Raw genomic sequence first — 23,909 nt, forward strand, 5'->3', positions numbered from 1 at the left:
GGAGCATCCGTACTCAAGATTGCTGTGTGTATGCCCCAGCAAAAAAGCATCGTCGACTTTATAGTTATAATATAACATGTCAAAACACTCTGCGACGGATCTCACTTTATGAATGCGCTGACTTTGCCAGATGTCGCCGCGCAGTCATCCCAGCAAGCAATAGCGCTTGAATGGGTCGGTATGTGCGGCATTGCTTCCCCGGTATTAATCAACGGCCAACGCCTCAGCGCGAAAATAGATGCCGGCGTCAATCTCGTAGATGCCACTGCACGGGGCATTCACATGTCTCGCCTGTATCTGGCGTTGGATCAGCTGGAAACGGAAAACCTTACGCCTGCCCTGCTCAGGCAACTATTGCAGTGCTTTCTCGACAGCCACGAAGGTTTATCGAACAAAGCCTATGTGCGAATTCACAGCGATGTACTGCTCAAACGCCCGGCCTTGGTCAGCCCATTGGCAGGCTGGAAAAGCTATCCAACAAGCATTGAAGCGAGTTTGAAAAACGGAATGTTCCACGTGGAACTAAAAATTCTCGTGAGTTACTCCTCCACATGCCCCTGCTCAGCGGCGCTCGCACGGCAATTAATACAGCGACAATTCATCGATGATTTCGCCAACACATCACTGCAACACGCAGATGTTCTTGCTTGGCTCGGTAGTTCAAAAGGTATCGTGGCCACACCACACAGCCAGCGAAGCGCTGCACATCTAACGATTCGTTTGGAACATCAGTTCCCACAACTGACTCTGGAAACAATCATCAATAATGCCGAAGGCGCATTAGGGACTGCCGTTCAAACAGCGGTAAAACGCGCCGACGAACAAGCCTTCGCACTGGCCAACGGTCAAAACTTGATGTTCTGCGAAGACGCGGCCCGAAGGCTCAACACGGTGTTGCAGAAAAGTTCTGGCGTGGAGGCGTTCAAACTTAAAGTTGTTCACGCAGAAAGTTTGCACAGCCATGACGCCGTGGCCGAAAGCTTTTGGAATTGGGAGGTGTGATGATCGGTTGTCAGCATCTGACTTGGGGCGTTCCGGGTCAGCCCCTCACTCCAGCGCTAAATATGAACCTGGTCAAAGGCAGCCTCACAGCCGTAATAGGCGCCAATGGTTGCGGCAAAAGCAGTTTGCTCAAAGTGATTGCGGGGCTGCAAAAGCCGCTCTCGGGAAAAGTTGTGCTGGATGTTCCACGCCAAGGCAACGTGGCCTTTATGCCACAACAACAATTTATGGATCGGCAATTCCCCATCAGTTTGCAAGAGTTGGTGGCTGCGGGATTTTGGGGCAAGAAGCAAACGGCCCAACAACGAAGCGACCGGTTGAACGCTGTCTTGGCAGACTGGCATTTAGACGGCCTGGAACACCGACCGCTTATGGCCCTGTCGGGCGGCGAATTGCAACGCTCGCTTCTGGCCCGCTTATGCCTTGCCGATGCCTCGGTGTTGCTACTGGATGAACCCCATGCAGCTCTCGATGAACTGGGGCAAGAACTGCTCTGGCAACATATCCAGAGATGGCAAACCGAAGGCCGAACGTTGCTGGTTGTGTGCCATGACCTTAACGCCGTTCGCAAACATATCCCCCAAACATTATTGATTAAAAGCAGCGGCAACTTACTGGCGCCGACCGAGCAACTGATCAACCCGCCGCAGGTCGCCTGATGGTTATCGTCAGCCAGTTATGGCAACCGTTCCAGGAATTTGTCTTTATGCGCCGTGCCTTATTTGGCGGTCTGGTACTGGCATGTAGCACGGCACCCCTGGGCGTTTTTTTGATCTTGCGGCGCATGAGTTTGATTGGTGATGCAGTCGCACACGGCATTCTCCCCGGAGCTGCGCTGGGGTTTTGGTTTGCCGGGCTGAGCCTGCCTGCTTTGACATTGGGGGGGTTGGGGGCGGGTTTGAGCATGGCCGGAGTGTCAGCCTGGATCACTCGGCGCACCGGCTTGCGTGAAGATGCCAGCCTCGCGGCGATTTACCCGATCTCATTGGCCAGCGGCATATTGATCCTTGGCATCGCCGGTAAACGTCTTGATCTGCTCCATCTGTTGTTTGGTTCAGCCTTGGCCGTCGACAGCCAGACGCTCACAGGCATGCTCTGGGTAACCGGCTTCAGCATGCTGCTGATGGCAGCCATCTACCGCCCATTGTTGCTCGACACCCTGGATCCTCTATTCCTTCGCAGTGTCAGTCGGCTGGGGCCATTGGCTCACGGGCTATTCCTGACATTGGTGGTGTTGAATCTGGTGATCGGCTTTCAGGCTATCGGCGCACTGATGGTGGTTGGCCTGATGATGTTGCCGGCTATTGCCTCGCGCTTCTGGAGCCGTCGACTGCCTGTGCTGATCCTGATCTCGGCTGCGATTGGCTGCGTTTCGGTTTGGCTGGGCCTTTTACTGTCGTTTTATTACTCACTGCCCAGCGGCCCGGCCATCGTGCTGATAGCGGGTTGCAGCTATGCGTTGTCTGTCATTTTTGGTCCGGTACACGGTTTGCTGCGCCGACCGCCTTTGCTGTCATCCCGATGAGGTGCAACACGATGCGTGCTCTAACCATGATATTCAGTATGTGCGTGGCGATGGGCTTGTCCCTTGGCGTCGCGGCTCAGACACCGAAAATACCTGTCGTTGCCAGCTTCAGCATTCTCGGCGACATGACCCGGGCAATCGGCGGCGAACATGTGCACGTCAGCGCGCTGGTCGGCCCTGATGAGGATGCACATACCTATGAGCCCACCCCGGACGATGCCAAGGCACTGCTCAATGCCAAGATCATTATCAAAAATGGCCTGGGGTTCGAGCCCTGGCTTGATCGCCTGGTGAGCAGTACCGAAACCCCGGGGGCTATCGTGACTGCCAGCAAAGGAGTGGCTGCTCACACGATGGAGGAAGACGGCGAAACCATCCCCGACCCTCACGCCTGGCACAACCTGACAAACGCAAAACTGTATGTGAACAACATCACTCAAGCGCTGATCAAGGCCGACCCGGCCGATGAGGCGTACTACAACCGCAACCTTGCGGCTTATCTGAAAAAGCTGGATCGACTGCAAGCCGAGGCCATAACTGAGCTGGGCAACCTGCCCGCCGGCAATCGCCGTATCGTGACCTCCCATGATGCCTTCGGCTATCTGGGCCAGGCCTATGGCATCGACTTTATGGCACCTCAGGGCTTGTCCACTGAGCGCGAACCTTCGGCCGCTGAAGTCGCTTCGCTGATTCGTCAGATACGGGCCGACAAGGTGAGGGCCGTATTTATGGAGAACATTAAAGACTCGCGTCTGTTGCAGCAGATTGCCGATGAAAGTGGCGCACAGATTGGTGGCACGCTGTACTCCGATGCCCTGGCCAGTGAAGGTCCGGCCAGCACTTTTCTTGGCCTTTTCGAATACAACCTCACCACCCTGCACAACGCATTGAGCACACCATGATCCGAAAAAATCCATCAGGCGACTTGCCACAAATCGCCGAGTCCGCCTATGTCGACAGAACGGCCATCATTTGCGGCAAAGTAGTGATCGGCGAAAACGTATTTGTCGGACCGTACGCCGTGATCCGCGCCGATGAAGTCGACAAGGACGGCGGCATGCAACCGATCAGCATCGGCGCTAATTCAAATATTCAGGACGGCGTGGTCATTCACTCAAAGTCCGGCGCGGCGGTCATCATTGGTGAAAACACTTCGATAGCACATCGTTCCATCGTTCACGGGCCATGCCGTGTTGGCGATAGGGTATTTATCGGTTTCAACAGTGTGCTGTTCAATTGCGAGTTGGGTGATGGCTGTGTGGTGCGGCATAACTCGGTCGTGGATGGCCGCGACCTGCCGGATAACTTCTATGTGCCTTCCACGACCCGAATCGGACCAAACACGGACCTGAGCCAATTTGCGCCAGTGAGTGTTAGCGCATCGGAGTTTTCAGAAGATGTAGCGCGCACCAATGTGGATTTGGTGCGCGGCTATAAAGCGCTGCAAAACGAGTTCTGATCAAGTACGCGGTTTGACGGTTCCACAGTTTTGTCCCAACCAGACAGCACGGGTATCCATGCTGCCCTTCTGCTGTATCCCGGTCGCATTGAAGGTGCCATTTACTTGGGTGGTGAACTCCCGATCACTGGCAAACGTTGCCACACCTGCGCCCTGGGCTTTTGGACAACTAAAGCGAAACTTCCACTGATTTCCACTACGCTCAGTGATCTGCTGGGTACACCCAGACTTGGGGTCAGTCAGCGGAATGTTGTCTGACTTCACTTGCTCGGGCGTCAGGCACACCCGCACACCTTTGCCCGCCATGGTCAGCCCCTGGCTTTCCAGTTGGGCTTTTTGTTCCGGGGTTAGCATATTCTGTAATTGGCCTAACATTACCTGCAGTTCAGGCAGCTGTTGGCCATCTACCTGCATATTGCTGGAGCTGAGTTCCCAAAGCCCCGGTTGCAGCATCTGGGCCTGAGCCACAGGAATCGACAAACCACAGGCCATGAACAGCCCAAGCAGACGAACATTCATCAAGCAACTCCTACGCGATTGTCAGCGTTAGACGTCAAAAAAGGGCAAGTGTTGCGCCCGCAAACAAATAGGACATTCATAACAGATCATGGTCTGTTAGTACTGGCATTAGACATTTTGGAGTAAGGATACGCATGGATTATCTAGGCCCGCACGTACTTGGTTATCTGATTTTATTAATCCACAGCTTAGGCCTGATTGCCGCCGTGCATGCAGTGCTGACGGTCAGGACTGCGCAGGGCTCGATTGCCTGGGCTATGTCGCTGTTCTTTATTCCTTACTTCACGCTGATCCCGTATCTGATCTTTGGCCGTAGTACTTTTGACGATTACATTCGAGCCCGACGCGATGCCAACCAGGAAATGCGTGAAGCCATCACCCATCTGAGCTGGCGCCCATGGGTCGAAGAAGCACTGGCCGCACGCAGCTCAAAAGCCTACGCCTCGCTGCGCGCAATGCCCAGACTGGGTCGCATGCCATGCCTGGCCAACAACAGCGTGCGCCTGTTGATCAATGGCACGGCGACATTTGACGCCATTTTCGATGCCATTCGCTCAGCCAGAGAAGTGGTGCTGGTGCAGTTTTTTATCATCCACGACGATGACCTGGGCATGAAACTGCATGCACTGCTGCTCGAAAAAGCCGCGCAAGGGGTCGCGGTACATCTGCTGTATGACAGTATCGGCAGCCATGCCTTGCCAAAAGTTTATGCCGAGACCCTGCGCGCAGGTGGCGTACAAACTTATGCGTTTGCCACCCGTGGCGGCTGGATCAGTCGTTTCCAGGTCAACTTCCGTAACCATCGCAAAGTGGTGGTCGTGGATGGCGTGCGCGGTTTTGTCGGCGGCCATAACGTTGGCGATGAATATCTGGGTGCCAAGCCCCCGCTGTCGCCGTGGCGCGATACCCATGTGGAAGTCACCGGCCCTGTTGTGGCCTGCCTGCAGGAGTCGTTTGCCGAGGACTGGTTCTGGGCCGCACGCAAACTGCCGCCCCTGATCCTGCCACAAAGCTACCCGGACGGTGGCGTGCTCTGCCAGTTCCTGGCCAGCGGCCCGGCAGATCCATACGAAACCTGTTCGCTGTTTTTCGTTGAAGCTATCCATGCCGCCAATCAACGGGTGTGGATTACCAGCCCTTACTTTGTACCTGACGAAGCGGTGTTTTCCGCGCTCAGGCTCGCCGTGCTGCGCGGCGTGGATGTACGCATCCTGATACCTTCACGCCCGGACCACAAAATCGTGTACGCCGCATCCAGCCTGTATGCCTTCGAGGCAGTACGCGCAGGCGTACGGATCTTCCGTTACCAGCCCGGTTTTGTGCATCAAAAAGTAGTACTGGTCGATGACGAGATCAGCGCCATTGGCAGCGCCAATATGGACAACCGCTCGTTCCGTCTCAACTTTGAAGTCATGCTGCTGACCGTCGACCAAGACTTCGCCAGGCAAGTCGAGCATATGCTGCTTGATGACTTCGCACTGGCCCGTGAAATCACTGATGCCGATATCAAAGCCACACACCGTTTGCAGCAACTGGGCATGCGAATAGCCAGACTGGTTTCACCGGTTTTATAGCTGTGTAGGACGGATCTGAATTACTCAGGGCAGGCAAAAGCGTCAAGCAGGATTCCATAAACTGAATGGCCCGGAATAACCCGGGCCGTTCAGTTTAAGGAATAAAAATAATGAGATTCTCGTTAATGGGTGTGCTCTTCACTATCAGCACGCTTGCTTCAGCTCAGACCAAAGACACCCCTCACACCCCGCCGCTTATCAACGTAGAAGTGGGCCAGCCAACGTTTATCCACCGGCTGCACTACAAGAAGATGTATAGCGAAAAACCCTTTGAAGAGGCGGTGCTGTACTACTACGACAATGGCCTCTACAAAATCATCTCCCCGGGAGAGAACCATTACGGCGTGTATGTAGTGGAGGGAGATTTTACTGACGACCAATACCGCATCAGTTACATCTCCCTCCCCTCACCGGACTGGGGCGGCAATGTTGCCCGCCACGACCTTGTTTTCAACAAAAGCTCACTGACGTTTGAGCAAAAAGCCCTGGCCAAGGTTGATCAAAATATCGGGCTCCAGAATGGGCGCTTCGTCCTGGACAGAAACCTGATACAAGACCCGCAACCCATCACCTGGGAAACCCACGCTCAGCGGTAAATATCCGCCCTGGTCGGTGGTAACTCCAACGAGCCATCGGCATGGGGCTTGGTCGCCAGAATCTGGTCGATGTTGATCCAGCCATGGGCAAAGGCGTAGGCACAACCGGCCAGATACAAACGCCAGATCCGCAGGGCCTGCTCCGGTACCTGCTTGGCGGCAGCATCCAGTTTTTGCTCCAGGCGCTGGCTCCAATGCTCCAGCGTACGCGCGTAGTGCAGGCGCAAACTTTCAACATCGACCACTTCCAACCCGGCCTCGCTGATTTCGGCAGTCATCATCGACAGATGCGGCAACTCGCCATTGGGGAACACATAACGATCGATAAAATCCCCTGCACCCCGACCAACCTGGCGGCCATCGGTGTGCTTGGAAGTGATCCCGTGGTTCATCACCAACCCGCCTTCGCGCACCGCTCTGGAGAGAATTTCGCAGTATTCGCGCAGGTTGGCGTGCCCGACGTGTTCAAACATCCCGACGCTGACGATTTTGTCGAACCGGCCATCCTGCGGCAGATCGCGATAATCGAGCAGTTGCAGATCAACCTTGTCTTGCAGACCTTCAGCGTTGACGCGCTCACGGGCAAGTTTGAGTTGTTCCTTGCTGAGGGTAATCCCGAATACCTTGACCCCATATTCGCGTGCGGCAAACCGCGCCAGCCCGCCCCAACCGCAGCCTACATCCAGCAAGTATTCGCCGGGCTTGAGTCGCAGCTTGCGGCATAGCAGACGAAACTTGGCTTGCTGGGCTTCGTCCAGACTCTCTTCCCCGGTTTCAAAATAACCACAGGAATACGCCATGTCGCGATCAAGCCACAGCTGGTAGAAGTCATTGGACAGGTCGTAGTGATAAGAGATGGACTCGGCGTCAGTCGCCTTGTCGTGATAAACCCGGGGTGGCGGGGCGTAGTCATCATCATCTACCAGCGCCTGGCTCAACTCATCGCATACCCGAATCGCTTCGCTGATAGAGCCTTCCAGTTCAAGCCGACCCTCAACGAAGGCACTGCCCAGCAAGTCGAGGCTGGGGTGGGTAAATTGAGCCACCAGGGTCGGGTCCTTGACCACGATCGTGACGCTGGGCGTCGGGCCGAAATTGAACTCGTGCCCGTCCCACAGCCTCAGGCGTAATGGAAGTTGAAGTTTCTGTAAGGCCGGTGGAAGTTGCGCGAGCATCTGTAATCCTCCTTCATTTCAGATATCAAAACTATAGGTTAGACGAATAACGAAAACTGTCAGCTTCGCGGACAGGAGGTCGACGCTAGAGCGGGCGCGACCGTTTATCCGAATCACTTTCAAGCCAACTTCACCGGCTGCAGGGGTTCATGAAACCGCAGCAAACGCCCGGCATTGCCCAGCACCAGCAATGTGCTGAGGTTATGCAACACCGCGGCGATCATCGCGCCGGCGGCCCCCAGCCAGCCAAACGCCGCCGCCGCGACAATCGCCAGGGTCCAGCCCAGGCCGATGATCACATTGACCTGCAAAGTATGCCGGCACTCACGGCTCAGGCGCACGCAGGTGCCCAGCCGACGCAAATCGCTGCCGATCAACACGATATCCGATGAAGCCAGCGCGATATCCGCGCCACCGGCGCCCATGGCAACCCCCACCACACCGGCCTTGAGCGCCAGCGAATCGTTGATACCATCGCCCACCACCATAGGCCGAAAGCCGTTGCCGATTTCACTCAGCACACGTTCGAGCTTGTCTTCGGGCAGTGCCTGCGCTTGAACTTCGTTGATGCCCACAGTGTGCGCCAAATGCTCGGCCACGCTCTGGCGGTCGCCGGTCAGCAGCACCTGGCGCCCAAGCCCCAGTTCACGTAATTCACTTAACGCCTGTCGGGCTTCGGGTTTTACGCTATCTGCCAGCAACAGCCAGCCCAGGAAATTGCCATTGAGGGAAAGCCCGGCAATGGGGCCATCGTGGTCAGGCACGGCACTGGTGGTGATGTTCAATTGGCTGAACAATTCAGGACGGCCCAACGCTGCTTCACCCTGCCCGGTGCTGGCCACAATGCCCAACCCTTGTCGCTCGCGCACATCATTGAGGGGGAGCATCTGCTCGTGGCTCACCAACCCGGCCAGCGCCCGGCTCACCGGGTGGCTGCTGGCGGCGCCCAAACTGGCGGCCAGTTGCAGCAGCGGTTGCTCGTGCAGCACATCGGTTTCGATCGCTTGCAGGCGCAAAGTGCCGTAGGTCAGGGTGCCGGTTTTATCCACAACCAATGAGCTGAGGTCTGCCAGCTCTTCCAGAAACGCCGAACTACGGATCAAGATCCCGTGGCGCGCCGCCACGGCAATCCCGGCAATCGCCGTCGCCGGTGCCGACAACACCAGCGCACAAGGGCACGCAGCCACGAGCACTGCCAGCATGGCCTGGGCATCGTTGGTGATAAACCAGGTCACTGCTGCAATCATCAACACCAACACCATATAACTGCCAGCATAGCGTTCAAGCAAACGGGTGATCGGCGGCTTGGCGCGCTCGGCGCTTTGCATCAGGGCGATGACTTTACCTAATGTCGATTCTTCACCGGTGCGGGTAACCTGTACCCGCAGTAAACCATCGAGGTTGATGGCCCCACCAAAGACCGGCATGCCGCTACCGACTTCCAGCGGCACTGACTCACCGGTAATAGAGGCCGTATCCAGGCTGGCCTGCCCTGCCAGTACCAGACCATCGGCGGGCACCCGATCTCCAGCGCGCACCTCTACCTGATCGCCGCTTTTAAGGGTGGCGTTGTCGACTTCCAGCAAACTGCCGTCAGCCTGAAATAAACGCGCCTGGCTGCGGGTCAGTTTGCCCAGGGCATGGATCGCTTCCTGGGAGCCAATCACACTGCGCTCTTCCAGCACATGGCCAAAAATCATGATGATCGGCAGCAAAGCCGCCGTCAGCAAATCGCCGGTGGCCCAGGCGCCGAGCATGGCCAAGGCAATTAACTGGTCGGTGATCCCGTGCAGGCTCGGGTAGCGCAGGCTGTACCAGGCCGAACGCATGACCGGCACGGCCACCAATATTGAAGCAAAACCCAGCAGCAACTGACTGACGCCGATTTGCGCGGGCATCAGCCAGCGCCATACCAGCCCTAAACCCAACAAGCCCAGCGCCAGCATGGCCAGTGTCAGTTGGCGCGCTGCGCGACGTTGTTCGGGACCGGTCAACAGGCTCACGGCGGGTTGAGTGGCAGACGCATTCATTGTTCGGCTCCCTGAATAATCAGGCGGGAATCATCGTTGGGATCGACGCTGGTGACAGAACCGGCCTGCCCCAGAATCCTGGGCATGCGTTCGCGGTACAGGCGCAACATCAAGCCAGAGTCATTGCCGGCCTGCTGTACCTTGGCCAGGTTGATGATGGTAGACGTATCTGCCTGAGCCTTGGCCAGACGCTCGCTGGCCTGGGCCTGGGCCTGCTCGACACTGCGATCAGCCTGCTGGGTGGCCGATTGGGTGACTTTGGCCGCTTCATTGCGCGCTGCAGCCACCGCTTGCTCCGCATGCTGGCTGGCCGTCAGTACCGCATTGAAGGCATTCACCGCAGGGCCCGGCAAACTCGATTGCACATCCACCCGTACCACTTGCAAACCAATACCCTGCCCGGTGGCACTCAGGGATGCGAGTTGTTGGTTGATGCCTTGCACCAGATCACCGCGCAGGCGCTCACGGCGTTCAGCTGCCTGGCTGTCGCTGCCGATCAGTTCCGGGCGCGCCACCAGAATCGTGTCCAGATCGCGGGCGGCGCTCAGCGCAACGGCGCTACGTGTCACCAACCGGTCCAGCGCAGGCAGTACATGCTCACCTTGCAGCACAAACGCATAGGGCTCGGTGACGTTGTAAAACACCCGTACATCCAGTTGCACCACGCCAGCATCACCGGTCAGCAAATACCCGGAACCGGCCAGCGCATCGCTGACCGGCGTGGCGAACGAAGCTTTTCGATCGGCCTGCAACGCCACATCCGAGCGCAGCAGATTTTCAATCCGGCGTTCACTCACGCGGTCTGCTGCGGGGACGATCACCACTTGCTCGAAAGGCTTTGGCCACGCCCACAACAAGCCGGCATTCTGGATACGGTCCAACGCGCCCATGCGCAATACCACGGCACGATTTTGCGGATCGATCTGACGCACATTGGAAAACCCCCAGGCAACCGCCGCGAATACAGTCACCGCGTACAGGCCCAAAAATGCCAGTCGCCCCGCCTGTTGCCATGGGCTGCTGACACCTTTGATTTCATCAGGTGCCTGGCTCATGGCTGCGATCCAGCCTTGGCATCCAGCTTCGGCGGGCCATCGACCAGTACCCGGAAGGGTGCGGCATCGGTGCGCAAAATAATTTTTGTGCCGGGATTAACCATTGTTCCCAGCGTATCGAGCGCGCGCAGTTCGTTGTACAGCGCGGGCGAACTGGCATAGGCACGACCATAAATCTGCGCGGCTTCTACCCGCGACTGCGCTTCGATATCCGCGGCCTTGATGCTCGCATCGGCCTGCAGGATGCGCGCATCGCGTTCGGCAGCGGAGCGGATTTGCGCCGCTTCGCGCTTGCCTGCGGCGGTGCGCTCCGTGGCGATGGTTTCGCGCTCGGCACGCATGCGGTCAACCGTCGCCGTGAGCGTGACCGATGGCAAAGTCAGGCGCTCCACGCCCACTTGCAGCACACGCACACCATAGGTGTTGAGCAATTGCTGTTCGATCTGCTGACGCAATTGCGCTTCAAAGTCGGCAATTTTGACCTGGCTGGCATCGGTGTTCACCAGGCTTGAAAGATCAAAACTGGCAGCCGTCGTTTCCAGTGCCGACCCCACAAATGTACGGATCTGCCGCGCCGCTTCGTCAGGCTGATTTTGTACGGCGCGCATAAAGCGCTGCACATTCTCGGCATCGGGCTGCACCTGCCAGGCCACATAGGCCTGCACAATAATCCGCAGACCATCGCGAGTGCCCACGTCCTGCAGGCCGCTGGAGGTGGTGCGCAAACGCAGATCCACCGGCACGCTGACTTCAAATGGCGCCGGCCAGCGCCAGCCCAGACCGGGCTCCAGCAGCACCCGGGCCGGGTTGCCAAAGCGGGTAATTACCGTGGCTTCGCCGGAACGTACTTGCACCAGGCTCGCCGCGGCGATGGCGAACAGCACCAGCAATGCCGCCCAGCCCATGCGTCGCCACGGGAAGGGGCTTGGCTCAAGGGTATCGTCATGATGGTGATGACCGTGGTGGGAACAGCCATGATGATGGCTGCTGTGATCGTGGGATTGAGACAAGAGAAGACTCCTTACTGAGCAGCTTTACGCGGCGCGACAGGATCGGCCGGCAGCGTGAAAGAACGCAGGTCGAGGGTCGGCGCACTGCTGCCCCCAAGGCGATGGTCGAGGATCAGCAATCGGGCATTGTTCAGCCCCTGGCTTAACTGGCTCAGGTACTGTTCCAAAAGGAACGCATGACCGGCACTGGCGTAGGCTTTTTGCTCGGCGCCAAAGCGCAGGTCAGCTGTCAGTGCGGTGGCATTTATTTCACGCGCCAGCGCATGGGCTTGATCCAGGGCGACGCTGGCCTGCAATTGCGCCACATTGGCTTGTTCACTGGCCGCTCCCCGTTCGCGGGCAATCAGGGCCTGCGCGCTGATCTGTGCTGCCTGCACACCGTGATAGGCATTGGCGGCCCCGGCAGGTGGGTGGATGGCTTCAACCACGGTGGCAAGAATTTCCACCCCGCTGTCCAGGCCATCCAGATCAGCCTGCACGGCGTGGCCTATATCATCGGCCAGCGCACTGCGCTGCTCACCGAGCACACCATCAAGCGTCCGAGAGGCAAAGTCGTGTACCAGAATGCGGCTGGCGGTAGTGCGAATCAGCGTCGGTACATCAGCACTGTGATAAGTGGCGGCAATGGCGGCGTGGTCGCTCAGGCCAATGCGATAGACAAAACGCACGTCCATATTGACGATCTGAAAGCCCTGTTTGTCGCCACTGTCGCTGGCAATTACCTGGGACTTGTCATTCACATGGGTGGCATCCCACAGGCGATTGGCGGTAAGCGGTGGTAAACCATCGGCAGGCGTGAGTAGCGGATCGACAGTCGATTCTGTGCTAGTGGCCAACTCATGTACCACACCGTTTTCCACCGCCAGGACTCGCCCAAAAGGCCATGGCAGGCCCACGTGCAAACCCGGGCCCAACACTTCAACCGGCTCACCAAAGCGCTCATAAATCCCTCGACCTTGCAGCGGGATTTCACTCACACCGCTCAGCACCCAGCCGACAGCAGCAACCACCGCCAGCACCGGGAAAAACGCTTTGCGCATAAAGGTAAAAGCCCAGATTTGGCGCAGGTCGATGCCGAACCGGTTATGCAATTCGCTCTGCAGCGTCAGCAATGGCTGAGGCGGCCAACGCAACATACCAGCGACAAAGCTTTGCCCGATCATGCGCGGTTCTAGTTTGTCGCGGCGCGGGATGAACAGTGCAGCCAGCGCCCTCAGAATCAGCTCAATAGCCACGGCAGCAGGTAGCAACCCGGTCAGCACCGCGAGGCGGGCAGGCCACACCGCATCGTCGCTGCTGAAAATCAGGCACACGGCGCTCAGGAGCAAAGTGAGGATGGGCACGCGAACCAACGGTGCCAGCAAACGCGCCTCCGGCCATTGGCCAGGGTGTTGCTGCGCCAGGAAACGTTCGAACACTAACAGTGCAAACGCGCACAGCACCGCAATGCCAGCCGCGACACTGCCCCAGGTTCCCAGAGCCAAACCGGGTAAAGCCAGGTTCCAGGTGTGCTGGACGCTCCACCAGGCGACACCGCTCACGCCTGCCAGCCACAAAACGGGCGCGCCGATGGTGGCCAGCACCTGTTTTGCCCCGGCATCAATCCGCTGGTTAAAACGTTCAATGCCACGCAACTGTTCGTCGGGAGCGACCTCAGCCACCTGTGGTGCGGGGTTGAGTGCGTCATTGCGCCAATCCGCCACCCAGTAAGCCGATTGAACGCCTGCGGCCAGCACCAGCATGGCTGCTGCGTTATTGCCCAGCAGCACCGGCCACAGCGATTCCGATGAAAACAGACCTATAAAAAATGCCAGCACCCACGCCAGCAACGCCAGGACTGCCAGCACTACCCCCAGTAGATAGAGCTGACGAGCCTGTGCGCTGGCGCTTTGGAAACGAGGCAAAGACTCGAGCCGGCCCTCCTCTGCCTCTAAATCGACACGCATGGAAACACTCACTTATGAAATATCTAGTTACGATATCGCAGAAATGATGAAACTTTTGTCGAGCTTACGGATTCTTCATCTTGGTTTAAAAACGGCGAAACGCCGCTATGGGAGCCGGTCAAGCACGACTCCCAGCGTTTTTTGGCGCTATCAGTCCGGGTGAGTCATCAACTGTTTGGCCAGGGCTTCAAATGCAGGAATAGTCACCGGATCGTTAGCCGAGTTGCTGGCAACCGGGTTGGAGGCATAACGCACAATAACCATTTCGGCTTTCGGGTCAATGTAGGTGCGCTGACCGTAAACACCGCGCGCCATAAAGGCACCATCCGCGTTGTGCGTCACCCACCACATGTCGCGATAGCTGGCGCCCTTGAGCAAGTCATAACCGGCTTTGGCAAAGGCCGCTTTATCGCCGCCACCACGAATGTCATCGACAACCGCCTTGGGTACGATTTGCTTGCCGAGATACTGACCATTGTTACGGATCATTTCTCCAAAGCGGGCCATGTCCCGTAGCCCTGTATTCAAACCACCCCCCGCAAACGGGGTACCGATTGAATCCACGGTGAAATAGGCCGATTGTTCAGCGCCAATGCGCTGCCAGATTTTTTCCGAGAGCAATTGCGCAACGTTACGCCCTGTCACTCGTGCAATGACCCAGCCCAGCACATCGGTGTTCACGGTTTTATAAGCGAAGGCCTCGCCGTGCTCCCCCTCCGACTCGACCGTCTGCAAATATTCCATATAGCTTTGCGGGCCGGTGTAGTCCTTGGGTTTGGGGAGCGGATTACCCGCCTGGGCATGCTTCCAGACTTCCGCATTGGGGTCGGCATAATCTTCGCTGTATTTAAGCCCCGTGGTCATGTCCAGCACCTGGCGCAGGGTGGCGTTGCCAAAGGCCGACTTGGCCAGCTCGGGTACATACTCAGCAATTTTTTTATTGGCATCCAACGTGCCATCAGCCACCAGCATCGCGCCCATCGTGCCCACCACGGACTTGGTCATCGACATGGCGCCGTGCTGGCCTTCGGGGGTCAACACACCAAAGTAACGCTCATAAACAATTTTGCCGCGGTGCAGCACCACAATGCCGTCGGTGTAGTTCGCCGCCAGCGACTGTTCCCAGGTCATCGGCTCCTTGCTGCCCAGTGGCACGAAGGTCAAGGCGTCGATATCCGTGCGCAAGGCTTTGGCCAGCGGCACGGGCGCACCCAGGCCACGGGAGACATTGGTGGTAGGCATCAATTGACGGAAGTTGGAAACACTCCAGCGCATGGCGGGAAACTGGAAATAACTGCCGTCGGCAAAGCGCACGATGCGATCCGGCGGGGGCGGTGCACCGACCATCCAGCCCAGCTTCGCCGGGTCGCTGGCAGCGGCGTCCGGGTAACTGGTTTTATCGCTGGCACAGGCGATGGAAGCCGCCAGGCAAGTCACTAGAAAAACCGCACCGGTGCGGGCGGGTTTGATAAATTGCTTGATCATCGAAAATTCCTTTTCAGTTCATGGCCGTGCCCTACCCTGCGGGATAAGCAGTGGGAATGTATAGCGCACACCAGCACCCGCAGGCGATTTTGCGCACCTGAAATTTATTTTTTTATTTTTTCGATCAACCCTTCCAGCTCATGAAAGTCGCTGTGGATGGTTCGTTCACGGCTCCAGATCATGTCCAGAGTGAAAGTCGGAAAACCGGGCGGCGGTTGGAGAACTTTAATGTTTGGCGGCACATTCAACGTCGCCACTATTTTTTTCGGGATCACGATCAGTGCCGGCACCGCCAATAAAACATTGACCCCGGCGTGATAGGAGTTGGCCCGGGTAAAAATATTTCTACGCCGCGACTGTTTTTCCAGCCAGCCATCCACCATGTTTTTTTCCGACAGCCACGGCGTTGGAAATATGTGCGGCGTGTCACAAAATTCATCAATATCCAAAAAAGATTTAGCCTGATGTTTTGCCACGCTGGACAGGCACACAAAAGAATCTTCAGTAAGGCTGCGATAGCCCAGCAACGGATGCCGTTGGTGATAGCCCGGGCCGAAGCCAAAGCAAACGTCGGTGTCAGAAGCCAATAACTCACTGATGGGCAAATCCTGGCCCAGGCGGCTCACACTCAACGCCCAGTTGCGCCCGGTTGAACGCACCTGCTGCAACAATGCAGGCAACATGAGAATTTCAAAATATTCCGGGGCAGTGATATTCCACTGACGCAGCGCGGTGCCCTGCCCTGCTCCTTCCTTGGCGCACTGATTGATGCACTGCAGGATGTTTTGCAGATAGGGCTTGATCGCCAGCACCCGTGCCGTGGGTTGCATGGCGCCGTCGGTGTTCTCGAAGAGTTTGTCGTCGAAACAGTGGCGGAGTTTTTTCAGGCTGTAACTGATGCTTGATTGGCTGAGATTCAACATTTCTGCCACACGCTTGGCGCTGCGATTTTCGATCAACAGCAAGACGATCGAAATATCCTGCATATCCAATTGTTTCAGCGCATTGGTGTAAAGCATGCCAGCTCCTTGCTGAAGTTATCCACAACCCAGAAACCACAAGACATCCACGTACATTTGCTGGCGCTGCTTGCGGCGAGGCTCTGGGTCGGACCAAAGGGTAAACGAAGATATCCCCGAACTCTCCCGACCATTCGGCATTACTTGCGTTATGTCTTAAAATAGCCGGTTGCCGAAAGAACCGTCATGGCCGTAGCCATGAAGGGCTTTCATCCCTTGAAAATAAGTGTGGTGAAGATGAACAAGCCTTTCATTTCGCTGTGCCCGGAAGTTACTCGGGCGCATGCGTTGACGTTGATGGATTGGTTGGAAGATGAGCGCGTCACCTGTTATCTGAGCGATTCACGTCATGTCTCCCGCTCCATCGAGCAAGCCATTGATAGAACCCAATTGCCAATCCTGACCCATCTGTTCAACCAGGGTGGCCGATTCTTCATGGCTTATGACCGGCATGACGCCCCGGTAGGCTTTGTCCGTCTGATCAAGACCGGCTCAAATTGCGAGATAGTCCTGGTCATCGGAGACAGCGACAAATGGGGCCGAAACCTTGGCGCCCGCACGATCCGCGAAGGCATGAAACTGGCCTTCCTCGACATGCGGGCCAAGAAGCTCATCGCCAAGATCCACCCGGACAACACACGCTCGGTAAAAGCCTTTCTGCGCAGCGGCTTTGTGCTTGAAAGCGAAACGCCCACATTGAAGTCATTTTCCATGGCAGCGGGGCGCTATCTCCAGCTCTTGCGCGAAGGTACCGTTGGCGACTCCACCAGGATCTACATCACTGAAATCGACAAGGCCAGGCTCGAGAGTCTAATCGCTCTGGAGCAAGGTCCGACGGTTGTTGAGCTCGAACATGAGCTTGAACGAGCCATTGTCGTCAAGCCGCAGCAGGTGGCGGGCAATGTCGTCACGATGAACTCCAGGGCTTTAGTGCAACTGGACGACGAAGAGATCGAAGTGGCCTTGGTCTACCCAGAAGACGCGGACAGTAACGCCGGGAGGCACTCTGTGTATTCCGACATTGGTGCTGCCATCCTGGGGTATCAGGAGGGGGACGCCATAGACTGGCGAATTTCTGATCGGACCCGCCGAATTGAGATCAGGAAAGTGCTTTACCAGCCAGAGGCTGCGGGCCATTTCCATCTGTAATTGAATCTTTCCCTCAGTGTTGGTCAAGCAACCTGGAAGAAGGGGATCTGTCGAAGAAGGGAGCCCGTAAGTGGCTCCCTTCATTCGCGACAGTTTTAACTCTCTAAAACCACTGAGTAGTGCCGCAGCTGTGATTTATTCCACAGTCACGGATTTAGCCAGGTTACGCGGCTGGTCCACGTCAGTGCCTTTAAGCACGGCCACGTAGTACGACAGCAATTGCAGCGGGATGGTGTAGAGGATCGGCGCCAGCACATCGTGGATATGCGGCATGTTGATCACATGGGTGCCTTCGCCGTTGCTCATACCGGCTTGTTCATCAGCAAACACAATCAGCTCGCCACCGCGGGCACGCACTTCTTGCAGGTTGGATTTAAGTTTCTCCAACAGCTCATTGTTCGGAGCAACGGTCACTACCGGCATATCGTTATCCACAAGTGCCAGAGGGCCGTGCTTCAACTCGCCCGCCGGGTACGCTTCAGCGTGGATGTACGAAATTTCTTTGAGCTTGAGTGCACCTTCCATTGCCACCGGGAACTGAGCGCCACGGCCCAGGAACAGGGTGTGATGTTTATCGGCAAACAATTCAGCCACTTTTTCAACCACCGAATCCATCGCCAGGGCTTCGCCCAGACGCGCTGGCAAACGACGCAGTTCTTCTACCAGCTGTGCTTCAACGCCCTCTTCCAGGGTGCCGCGCACCTGGCCCAGAGACAGGGTCAGCAGCAACAGGCCTACCAGCTGGGTGGTAAATGCCTTGGTGGAAGCCACACCGATTTCGCGACCTGCTTGGGTTAGCAGCGTCAGATCAGACTCACGAACCAGCGAGCTGATACCTACGTTGCAAATCGCCAGGCTACCGAGGAAGCCCAATTCTTTTGCATTGCGCAGTGCTGCCAGGGTGTCAGCGGTTTCGCCCGATTGCGAGATCGAAACAAACAGGGTGTCCGGTTGCACCACAACTTTGCGGTAGCGGAACTCGCTGGCCACTTCAACCTGGCACGGAATGCCTGCCAGGCTTTCGAGCCAGTAACGGGCAACCATGCCGGCGTGGTAGCTGGTACCACAGGCGACGATCTGAACATTGCGAACCTTGGCGAACAATTCCTTCGCTTGTGGACCGAAAGCTTGAACCAGTACATGGTCAGCACCCAGGCGATTTTCCAGGGTGCGTTGAACTACTGCTGGTTGCTCGTGGATTTCCTTGAGCATGTAGTGGCGATACTCGCCCTTGTCGGCCGCTTCGGCGCCATCGCTGTATTGCACGGCTTCGCGTTGAACGCTCTGACCGTTTACGTCCCAGATCTGCACGCTGTCACGACGGATTTCAGCGATATCGCCTTCTTCCAGGTACATGAAACGGTCAGTGACCTGACGCAGTGCCAATTGGTCGGAGGCCAGGAAGTTTTCACCCAGGCCCAGGCCAATCACCAGCGGGCTGCCGCTGCGGGCTGCAACCAGACGATCCGGTTGCTTGGCGCTGATCACAGCCAGGCCGTAGGCACCGTGCAACTCTTTAACGGTGGCCTTGAGGGCCTCGGTCAGGTCGCTGTGATCTTTGAGTTTGTGGTTTAGCAGGTGGGCAATGACTTCGGTGTCAGTGTCCGAGGTAAACACATAGCCCAAGCCTTTGAGCTGCTCACGCAGGGCTTCATGGTTTTCGATGATGCCGTTATGTACAACAGCCAGATCGGAACCGGAGAAATGCGGGTGAGCGTTACGCTCGCACGGCGCACCGTGGGTGGCCCAACGGGTATGGGCAATGCCCAGACGACCGGCCAATGGCTCACCGGCCAGAGCTTGTTCCAGCTCGGCCACTTTGCCGTTGCGGCGCATGCGTTCCAGGGTGCCGTTGTTGGTGAAAACAGCCACACCTGCGCTGTCGTAACCACGGTATTCAAGACGTTTCAGGCCTTCCAGCAGAATGGCCGTGATATTACGTTCAGCGACTGCGCCAACGATTCCACACATAAAGTTCTCCTAGCTTAGGGCCGCGCATAACAATGTTATGCCCCGGGCCTGAATCTGTTCGCGTGCCTCAAGGGGCAGGCGATCATCGGTAATAAGGGTATGGACGCTGCTCCAGGGCAGTTCCAGGTTGGGTATTTTTCGACCAATCTTGTCCGACTCGACCATCACGATCACTTCACGCGCGACGTCAGCCATGACCCGGCTCAGACCCAACAACTCGTTAAAAGTTGTCGTGCCGCGCTGCAGGTCTATGCCGTCAGCACCGATGAACAGTTGATCGAAGTCGTATGAGCGCAACACCTGTTCGGCAACCTGTCCCTGAAAGGACTCGGAGTGCGGATCCCAGGTGCCCCCGGTCATCAGCAATACAGGCTCATGTTCCAGTTCACTGAGTGCATTGGCGACGTGCAGGGAGTTGGTCATCACTACCAGGCCAGGTTGCAGGCCCAGTTGTGGAATCATCGAGGCCGTGGTGCTGCCGCTGTCGATGATGATGCGCGCATGCTCTTTAATCAGACCAACCGCTGCACGGGCAATGGCTTGCTTATAAAGAGAAACTGGCTGAGGGACATCACTGACCAGTTCTTGCGGCATGGTGATCGCGCCGCCATAACGACGCAATAAAAGCCCGTTACTTTCGAGTGCAGCCAGATCCTTGCGAATCGTAACCTCAGAGGTTTCGAAGCGCTTGGCCAGTTCATCCACACTGACTTCGCCCTGCTCGGCAAGCATGGCCAGGATGTTGTGTCTGCGTTGTGGCGTATTACGTTTGGACATAACGGCTTAAGTTTCGTTTCGAAAGATAACGAAAGCAATGAAACCGTATCTCGAAACCTTCGTCAAGAAAATGTTGTGGGCTATTTTCTGTGAATAAGTCGATATGGGCCTGTATTCATTGGCCAAAACGCTTATTTAGGCCCGCAAAAAACAAAGCCTTATCCACAGGGCGTGAATAAGGCTTTAGGTAACTCATTGATTTAAAACAGTTATAGGATGACTTGTTAATAACCTTAAATCATCATCGCCTTTCTGTGGATAACTTTAAATCAAGGCTTTGGCTGTTTGACCGGACGCTTCCAGCCATCAATATTGCGCTGGCGCGCACGACCAACGGCCAGTTGCTCCGCGGCAACATCCTGATTGATGGTCGAGCCTGCAGCAGTGGTAGCACCGGTGGAGATATCCACAGGTGCAATCAACGAGTTGTTCGAACCAATAAATACATCAGCGCCCAACACGGTCTTCCACTTGTTGGCGCCATCGTAGTTGCAGGTGATGGTGCCAGCACCGATATTGGTGCGCGGTCCGACCTCGGCATCGCCCAGATAAGTCAGGTGACCGCATTTGGCGTCTTCACCCAAGTGGGCGTTTTTCAATTCGACAAAGTTACCCACATGGGCACGGGCATCCAGCACACTGCCCGGGCGCAGACGAGCGAACGGACCGGCATCACTGTTCTCGCCCATCACGGCACCGTCGAGATGGCTATTGGCCTTGATCACAACACCTTTGCGCAAGGTGCTGTCCTTGATTACGCAATTCGGGCCGATGACCACGTCGTCCTCAATAACCACGCGACCTTCAAGAATCACGTTGATATCGATCAGCACATCACGACCCACGGTGACTTCACCGCGCACATCGAAACGCGCCGGGTCACGCAAGGTCACACCCAAGGCCATCAGGCGACGGGCTTCGCGCAACTGGTAATGACGTTCCAGCTCACTGAGTTGTTTACGATCGTTGGCGCCCTGCACTTCCATCGGGTCAAGGGCATGCTCGGTGGCCACGACCAAACCATCGCTGACCGCCATGGCGATTACGTCGGTCAGGTAGTATTCGCCCTGTGCGTTGTTGTTCGACAGACGGCTCATCCAGTCAGCCAGGCGACGGGTCGGCAAGGCGAGGATCCCGGTGTTGCCTTCGGTAATTGCACGTTCGGCTTCGGTTGCGTCCTTGTGCTCAACAATCGCACACACCTTGCCATCCGCATCACGCACGATACGACCATAACCAGTCGGGTCGGCCAGGTTGACGGTCAGCAGGCCCAGTTGCTCGGGACCAACTTGCTTGAGCAGACGTTGCAGGGTCTCGACCTCGATCAGCGGTACATCACCGTACAGGATCAACACGTTTTCTGCGGTCAGAAATGGTAGCGCCTGAGCCACGGCATGGCCGGTACCCAGTTGCTTGTCTTGCAGCACAAAGTTCAGGTCATCAGCAGCCAGGCGTTCACGCACCAATTCGGCTCCGTGACCAATGACGACGTGGATGCGGGTCGGTTCAAGCTGACGAGCGCTGTGGATAACATGGCCAAGCATGGAGTTGCCTGCCACGGGGTGCAGAACCTTGGGCAGGGCAGAACGCATGCGGGTGCCCTGACCTGCGGCGAGAATAACGATATCGAGAGACATGACTGGCTACCAATCCTGGGTGGTCAGCGGTTGCGACCAAAAAGTATTTCGCGGAAAAAGAAAAAGGGTAGCCGAGGCTACCCTTTTTAATCAATCACACAATAAGACAGGAGGCTTAGCCGCCAAACTTCTTGCGGATTTGCTGGACGGTGCGCAGCTGAGCTGCGGCTTCGGCCAGACGTGCAGCAGCAGATCCGTAATCGAAATCTGCGCCTTTTTCGTTCAGTGCCTTCTCGGCAGCCTTTACGGCTTCCTGAGCGGAGGCTTCATCCAGGTCGGCAGCACGTTGCACGGTGTCGGCAAGAACCTTGACCATGTTCGGCTGAACCTCGAGGTAACCACCGGAGATGTAAAACACCTCCGATTCCCCGCCCAGCTTGATCAGGCGGATCGGACCCGGCTTGAGTTCAGTGATCAGCGGAGCGTGACCCAGAGCGATACCAAGATCACCCAGGCTGCCGTGCGCAATCACCATCTCGACCTGACCGGAAAAGATTTCTCCTTCCGCACTGACGATATCGCAATGGACTGTCATCATATTAGCCATCTGATTGCCTCAACCTGATTAGCGCCCGTTGCCGGGCGCTGGAATTACAGTTTCTTGGCTTTCTCGATCGCTTCTTCGATGCCGCCGACCATGTAGAACGCTTGTTCTGGCAGGTGGTCGTAGTCACCGTTGAGGATGCCTTTGAAGCCAGCAATGGTGTCTTTCAGGGAAACGTATTTACCCGAAGCGCCAGTGAAGACTTCAGCCACGAAGAACGGCTGAGACAAGAAACGCTGGATCTTACGAGCGCGGGATACCAACTGCTTGTCGGTTTCCGACAGCTCGTCCATACCCAGGATCGCAATGATGTCCTTCAGTTCTTTGTAACGCTGCAACACGTACTGAACGCCGCGAGCGGTGTCGTAGTGTTCCTGGCCGATTACGTTCGGGTCCAGCTGGCGCGAAGTCGAATCCAGTGGATCTACTGCTGGGTAGATACCCAGGGAAGCGATGTCACGGGACAGAACGACGGTAGCGTCCAAGTGGGCAAACGTGGTCGCAGGCGACGGGTCAGTCAAGTCATCCGCAGGTACGTATACCGCTTGGATCGAAGTGATCGAACCGTTTTTGGTCGAAGTGATGCGCTCTTGCAGAGTACCCATCTCTTCAGCCAGAGTCGGCTGGTAACCTACTGCCGAAGGCATACGGCCCAGCAGTGCGGATACTTCAGTACCGGCCAAGGTGTAACGATAGATGTTGTCAACGAACAACAGTACATCGTTACCTTCGTCACGGAACTTCTCGGCCATGGTCAGGCCGGTCAGTGCTACGCGCAGACGGTTACCCGGCGGCTCGTTCATCTGACCGTAAACCAGTGCCACTTTGTCCAGTACGCTGGAATCCTTCATCTCGTGGTAGAAGTCGTTACCCTCACGGGTACGCTCGCCCACACCAGCAAACACAGAGTAACCGCTGTGTTCCATGGCGATGTTACGGATCAGTTCCATCATGTTTACGGTTTTGCCTACACCGGCACCACCGAACAGACCAACCTTACCGCCTTTTGCAAACGGGCAGATCAGGTCGATAACCTTGATACCGGTTTCCAGCAGGTCGTTGCCGCCAGCTTGCTCAGCGAAGGACGGTGCTGGGCGGTGAATGCCCCAACGCTCTTCGGTGTCAATCGGGCCAGCTTCGTCGATCGGGTTGCCCAGAACGTCCATGATCCGGCCCAGGGTAGCTTTACCTACTGGAACGGAGATGGCTGCGCCAGAGTCGGTGACTTCCAGACCGCGCTTCAAGCCCTCGGTGGAACCCATCGCAATGGTACGAACCACGCCGTCGCCCAGCTGTTGCTGAACTTCCAGAGTGGTTCCGGCCGCGCTTTGTACTTTCAGCGCGTTGTAGATGCTCGGTACGTTTTCGCGTGGAAATTCCACGTCGATCACGGCGCCGATGATTTGAACGATACGTCCGCTACTCATAGCTGGATC

General features: G+C 56.6%; 21 protein-coding genes. 8 read left to right on the forward strand and 13 right to left on the reverse strand.

All coding sequences use genetic code 11. The annotated features are described in order from the left end of the window. Positions 1–108 precede the first annotated feature (108 nt). Genes folE2 through V6L81_RS03045 form a run of 5 tightly spaced genes read left to right on the forward strand, consistent with a single transcriptional unit; the run spans position 109 to position 3,986 of the window. A complete protein-coding gene (folE2, locus tag V6L81_RS03025) occupies positions 109–1,002 on the forward strand; it encodes a GTP cyclohydrolase FolE2 (RefSeq protein WP_338660471.1) in 894 nt (297 codons plus the stop codon). Beyond that, positions 1,002–1,661 carry a metal ABC transporter ATP-binding protein gene (locus tag V6L81_RS03030; RefSeq protein WP_095024798.1) on the forward strand — a complete coding sequence of 220 codons (660 nt, stop codon included), beginning with the start codon at positions 1,002–1,004 and terminating at the stop codon, positions 1,659–1,661. The genes folE2 and V6L81_RS03030 overlap by 1 nt, the downstream gene beginning before the upstream one ends. After that, positions 1,661–2,527 carry a metal ABC transporter permease gene (locus V6L81_RS03035; protein WP_094999559.1) on the forward strand — a complete coding sequence of 289 codons (867 nt, stop codon included), beginning with the start codon at positions 1,661–1,663 and terminating at the stop codon, positions 2,525–2,527. The genes V6L81_RS03030 and V6L81_RS03035 overlap by 1 nt, the downstream gene beginning before the upstream one ends. An 11-nt stretch (positions 2,528–2,538) precedes the next feature. Beyond that, the gene (locus V6L81_RS03040; RefSeq protein WP_095023138.1) at positions 2,539–3,429 is read left to right on the forward strand and encodes a metal ABC transporter substrate-binding protein; all 891 of its coding nucleotides are present in this window, start codon (positions 2,539–2,541) and stop codon (positions 3,427–3,429) included. After that, positions 3,426–3,986, forward strand: coding sequence for a DapH/DapD/GlmU-related protein (locus V6L81_RS03045; RefSeq protein WP_095020592.1), 561 nt, complete (start codon positions 3,426–3,428; stop codon positions 3,984–3,986). Before V6L81_RS03040 ends, V6L81_RS03045 begins: the two co-directional genes overlap by 4 nt. Here the strand turns inward: V6L81_RS03045 and V6L81_RS03050 are convergent, their stop codons facing one another. Beyond that, positions 3,987–4,505 (reverse strand): DUF3617 domain-containing protein, encoded by a 519-nt coding sequence (locus V6L81_RS03050; RefSeq protein ID WP_153379700.1) that lies wholly within the window; start codon positions 4,503–4,505, stop codon positions 3,987–3,989. It abuts the gene before it with no gap. 134 nt (positions 4,506–4,639) lie between these two features. Between V6L81_RS03050 and cls the strand changes: the two genes are divergently transcribed. Next, positions 4,640–6,079 (forward strand): cardiolipin synthase, encoded by a 1,440-nt coding sequence (cls, locus tag V6L81_RS03055; RefSeq protein ID WP_094999562.1) that lies wholly within the window; start codon positions 4,640–4,642, stop codon positions 6,077–6,079. Between the two features lie 125 nt (positions 6,080–6,204). Further along, on the forward strand, positions 6,205–6,675 hold the full coding sequence (locus V6L81_RS03060; RefSeq protein WP_254925213.1) for a hypothetical protein: 471 nt from the start codon (positions 6,205–6,207) through the stop codon (positions 6,673–6,675). Here V6L81_RS03060 and cfaB read toward each other — a convergent pair. The 7 genes from cfaB to V6L81_RS03095 form a co-directional block, all read right to left on the reverse strand. Then, the gene (cfaB, locus tag V6L81_RS03065; protein WP_088378578.1) at positions 6,666–7,850 is read right to left on the reverse strand and encodes a C17 cyclopropane fatty acid synthase CfaB; all 1,185 of its coding nucleotides are present in this window, start codon (positions 7,848–7,850) and stop codon (positions 6,666–6,668) included. The genes V6L81_RS03060 and cfaB overlap by 10 nt on opposite strands. A gap of 119 nt (positions 7,851–7,969) precedes the next feature. Then, positions 7,970–9,880, reverse strand: a complete 1,911-nt coding sequence (locus tag V6L81_RS03070; RefSeq protein ID WP_095038462.1) for a cation-translocating P-type ATPase — start codon at positions 9,878–9,880, stop codon at positions 7,970–7,972. Then, complete coding sequence (hflK, locus tag V6L81_RS03075) at positions 9,877–10,935, reverse strand: protease modulator HflK (RefSeq protein ID WP_095017932.1); 1,059 nt, start codon at positions 10,933–10,935, stop codon at positions 9,877–9,879. Before hflK (V6L81_RS03075) ends, V6L81_RS03070 begins: the two co-directional genes overlap by 4 nt. Further along, positions 10,932–11,945, reverse strand: coding sequence for a protease modulator HflC (gene hflC / locus V6L81_RS03080; protein WP_094999566.1), 1,014 nt, complete (start codon positions 11,943–11,945; stop codon positions 10,932–10,934). The genes hflK (V6L81_RS03075) and hflC overlap by 4 nt, the downstream gene beginning before the upstream one ends. Positions 11,946–11,956: 11 nt before the next feature. Next, a complete protein-coding gene (gene hflK, locus V6L81_RS03085) occupies positions 11,957–13,891 on the reverse strand; it encodes a protease modulator HflK (protein WP_094999567.1) in 1,935 nt (644 codons plus the stop codon). 150 nt (positions 13,892–14,041) lie between these two features. Next, on the reverse strand, positions 14,042–15,376 hold the full coding sequence (locus V6L81_RS03090; protein WP_338660472.1) for a serine hydrolase: 1,335 nt from the start codon (positions 15,374–15,376) through the stop codon (positions 14,042–14,044). A 104-nt stretch (positions 15,377–15,480) separates the two neighbouring features. Beyond that, positions 15,481–16,395: a LysR family transcriptional regulator gene (locus V6L81_RS03095; protein WP_095024802.1), complete on the reverse strand. Its 915-nt coding sequence runs from the start codon at positions 16,393–16,395 to the stop codon at positions 15,481–15,483. Positions 16,396–16,581: 186 nt separating this feature from the next. Between V6L81_RS03095 and V6L81_RS03100 the strand changes: the two genes are divergently transcribed. Next, positions 16,582–17,544: a bifunctional GNAT family N-acetyltransferase/nucleoside diphosphate kinase regulator gene (locus V6L81_RS03100; protein ID WP_095026778.1), complete on the forward strand. Its 963-nt coding sequence runs from the start codon at positions 16,582–16,584 to the stop codon at positions 17,542–17,544. A gap of 135 nt (positions 17,545–17,679) precedes the next feature. Here V6L81_RS03100 and glmS read toward each other — a convergent pair whose 3' ends face one another. From glmS to atpD, 5 genes are all read right to left on the reverse strand, one after another. Continuing rightward, positions 17,680–19,515 carry a glutamine--fructose-6-phosphate transaminase (isomerizing) gene (glmS, locus tag V6L81_RS03105; protein WP_094999571.1) on the reverse strand — a complete coding sequence of 612 codons (1,836 nt, stop codon included), beginning with the start codon at positions 19,513–19,515 and terminating at the stop codon, positions 17,680–17,682. Between the two features lie 9 nt (positions 19,516–19,524). After that, positions 19,525–20,292 carry a DeoR/GlpR family DNA-binding transcription regulator gene (locus V6L81_RS03110; protein ID WP_088378585.1) on the reverse strand — a complete coding sequence of 256 codons (768 nt, stop codon included), beginning with the start codon at positions 20,290–20,292 and terminating at the stop codon, positions 19,525–19,527. A gap of 269 nt (positions 20,293–20,561) precedes the next feature. Continuing rightward, complete coding sequence (gene glmU / locus V6L81_RS03115) at positions 20,562–21,929, reverse strand: bifunctional UDP-N-acetylglucosamine diphosphorylase/glucosamine-1-phosphate N-acetyltransferase GlmU (RefSeq protein WP_338660473.1); 1,368 nt, start codon at positions 21,927–21,929, stop codon at positions 20,562–20,564. 115 nt (positions 21,930–22,044) lie between these two features. Next, positions 22,045–22,464 carry a F0F1 ATP synthase subunit epsilon gene (locus V6L81_RS03120; RefSeq protein ID WP_029611653.1) on the reverse strand — a complete coding sequence of 140 codons (420 nt, stop codon included), beginning with the start codon at positions 22,462–22,464 and terminating at the stop codon, positions 22,045–22,047. Positions 22,465–22,520: 56 nt separating this feature from the next. After that, positions 22,521–23,900, reverse strand: a complete 1,380-nt coding sequence (gene atpD, locus V6L81_RS03125) for a F0F1 ATP synthase subunit beta (RefSeq protein WP_016782877.1) — start codon at positions 23,898–23,900, stop codon at positions 22,521–22,523. Positions 23,901–23,909 lie beyond the last annotated feature (9 nt).

The organism is Pseudomonas bubulae (genome assembly GCF_037023725.1).
Classification (GTDB): Bacteria; Pseudomonadota; Gammaproteobacteria; order Pseudomonadales; family Pseudomonadaceae; genus Aquipseudomonas; species Aquipseudomonas bubulae.